Source organism: Streptomyces sp. NPDC002793 (genome assembly GCF_040295485.1).
In the GTDB taxonomy this organism is placed as follows: domain Bacteria; phylum Actinomycetota; class Actinomycetes; order Streptomycetales; family Streptomycetaceae; genus Streptomyces.
Map to the genome: position 1 here is coordinate 1 of NZ_JBEOVL010000119.1, position 3,106 is coordinate 3,106.

1 protein-coding gene is annotated in these 3,106 nt (G+C 73.6%); it reads right to left on the minus strand.

Features of this window, described 5'->3' with window-relative positions:
• A partial coding sequence (locus tag ABT001_RS35800; RefSeq protein ID WP_351285867.1) for an SDR family NAD(P)-dependent oxidoreductase occupies nucleotides 1-3,106 on the minus strand: 3,106 nt, incomplete at both ends.

Here is a 3,106-nt window from a genome sequence, read left to right on the forward strand (position 1 = left end):
TGGTTGACAGCGGAACCCCGCACCACAGCCAGCACCTCATGACCGTTCGCCACAGCGTCCGACAACCGCTCCAGCAACAGCAGACCGACACCCTCACCCCAGCCGGTGCCGTCCGCGGAGGCTGCGAAGGAGCGGCACCGGCCGCTGGAGGCCAGGCCGCCCTGGCGGCCGAACTCGGCGAACACCGCGGGCGTGGGCATCACGGTGACGCCACCGGCGAGGGCCAGCGCGCACTCGCCGTTGCGCAGCGACTGCGCGGCCAGGTGCAGGGCGACCAGCGATCCCGAGCAGGCCGTGTCGACGGTGACCGCCGGGCCCTCCAGGCCGAAGGCGTAGGAGATCCGGCCGGACATCACACTGCCGGAGCTACCGGTCATGACGTGCCCCTCGGAGCCCTCCGGCAGGATGCCGGCCGTGGTGTATCCGGCGGCGGAGGCGCCGACGAAGACGCCGGTGCGCGAGCCACGGACGGAGGTCGGGGCGATGCCGCCGCGTTCCAGCAGCACCCAGGCGGTTTCCAGCAGGAGCCGCTGTTGCGGGTCCATGGCGACTGCCTCGCGGGGCGAGATGTTGAACAGGTCGGCGTCGAACTCCGTGGCGTCGTGCAGGAATCCGCCTTCGGCCGTGAAGCCGTCCGGCACGGACAGGTCCCAGCCCCGGTCCGCGGGGAACGGCGACATGGCGTCGGTGCCCGACTCGACCAGCTCCCAGAGGGCCTCCGGGGAGTCGGCTCCGCCTGGGTAGCGGCAGCTCATGGAGACGATGACGACCGGATCGTCCGCCTCGGCCCGCTCCGCGTGCCGGGACGGGCTTTCCGGGGCGGACGGTTCACCGGTGCCGAGCCTGCCGAGCAGTTCGGTGGTGGCGGCTCGGGCGGTGGGGTGGTCGAAGACCAGGGTGGAGGGCAGCCTCAGGCCGGTGGCCCTGTTGAGGCCGTCGCGGACGCGGAGCGCGGTGAGGGAATCGACGCCGAGTCCGGCGAAGGAACTGTCGGGGTCGATGTCCTGGGGGCCGGTGTGACCGAGGACTGCGGCGACGACGGTGCGTACGGCATCGAGCAGGAGGCGGGTCCGGTCGGCACCGGTGGCGGCCTCCAGGCGAGTCCGCAGTTCGCTGCCGTCCGCGTGGTCTTCCGCTCCGGGCCCGGAGCCGTCGGTTCGCGGTTCGGCCGCCTTCGTCAGGCCGCCCAGGAGCGGGCTGGGCCGACGGGCGGTGAACGTGTCGGCGAAGCGCCCCCAGTCGATGTCGGCGACGACGCCGGTCGCACGGCCGGAGTCGACGGCGGCGGTCAGAGCGGCCAGGCACAGGTGCGGGAGCACGGAGGCGATGCCCCGGTCCCGCAGGTATGCGCCTGCGCCTCGGTCGGCGACCATGCCACTGCCGTCCCAGGCGCCCCAGGCCACAGCCGTGGCGGCCAGGCCCCGGGCCCGCCGGTGTTCGGCGAGCGCGTCCAGATGGGCGTTGGCGGCAGCGTAGGCGGCCTGTCCGCCGCTGCCCCAGACTCCGGCTATCGACGAGAACAGGACGAACAGGGCGGCCCGGTCGCCCAGGAGGGCGTCCAGGTGAACCGCGCCGAGCACCTTCGCGCGGGCGGCCTCGGCGATCTCGGACGGCGTGGTGAGGGCAAGCGGCGCGTTGACGGCGACACCGGCGGTGTGGACGACACCGGTGACCGGGTGGCGTTCCAGAAGTGCGGCGAGCGTGGCCGCGTCGGCGACATCGCAGGCCTCGATCGTCGTACGGGCGCCGAGGGCGGCGAGTTCGGCGGCGAGTTCGGCGGCCCCGTGGGCCTCCGGGCCCGACCGGCTGACGAGGAGCAGGTCGGTGACGCCTCGTCGGGCGAGCCAACGGGCGACCTCGCGGCCGAGCGCTCCGGTCCCGCCGGTGACGAGCACAGGGCCGTCGGGGGCCCACGGGACGCCGACGGTGGCCGGCGCGGCCCGCCGTATTCGACGGGTGAAGACCCCGGACGGCCGAACCGCCAGTTGATCCTCGCCGTCGGCGGCGCCTGCGAGGACCGCGCCGAGCCTGCCGGAGACGCGGGGCTCCGCGGCTCCGCCCAGGTCGATCAGTCCGCCCCAGCGTTCGGGGTGTTCCAGTGCGGCGGTGCGGCCCAGCCCCCACAGCATGGCCTGGGCGGGGCTGACGTCGCCGTCGGAGCGCCCCACGGTGACCGCGCCACGGGTGACGCACCACAGGGGGGCGGCGTCGATTCCGGCGTCGCCGAGGGCTTGCAGCAGGGTGACCGTGTCGCCGGTTCCGACGGGGAGAGCTTCGCCGTCGGGGTGCGGTCGCTCGTCGAGCGCCAGGAGGGAGACGACTCCCTTGTACGGGCTTCCCTGCGGGAGGGCAGAAGTGAGTTCGTCGCGCGTGATGCCGGTGGGGACGACGACTTCGGTGACGTCCGTGCCGGTCAACGCGGTGCGTACGGCTTCCCGTTCCGCGTCCGCGCCGGCCTGCGGGAGGGCGAGAAGCCAGTGTCCCGTCGGGGCGTCGGAGGCCAGGCCGAGCAGAGGGCGCCAGGTCACTTCGTACCGCAGTCCGTCCACCGTGGACTCCTGGCGGCGTGCCTGCCGCCAGGCTGCGAGGGCCGGCAGCAGTTCGGTCAGACCGGGGTCGTCGATGCCCAGGGTCCTGGCGACGGCCTCGGTGTCGCCGCGTTCGACGTCGTCCCAGAGTGTCTGCTCGGCCGGGTCGGTTCCGGACGGCCCCGCCGGGTCGGCGGCGGGGCGTTCGACGGGGTCGGGCCAGTACCGGTCGCGGGTGAAGCTGTACGTGGGCAGGTCGACGCGGGTGCCGCCGCGGCCTGCGAAGACCGCGGCCCAGTCGACACGCACACCGTGCACGGACGCCTCGGCCAACGCGGCCAGCCAACGACGCGCACCACCCTCACCACGACGCAGCGTGCACAGCAGCGCCGCCCGCAGACCCAGCGCCTCGACACTCTCACCGATCCCGACCATCAGCCCAGGATGCGGACTGACCTCCAAAAACAGCGTCCGGCCGGAGGCGAGCAGGCTGCGGGTGACATCCTCGAAACGGACCGTGTTACGCAGGTTCTCGTACCAGTAAGCGGCATCCAGAACGGCCCCGTCGATCCGCTCGC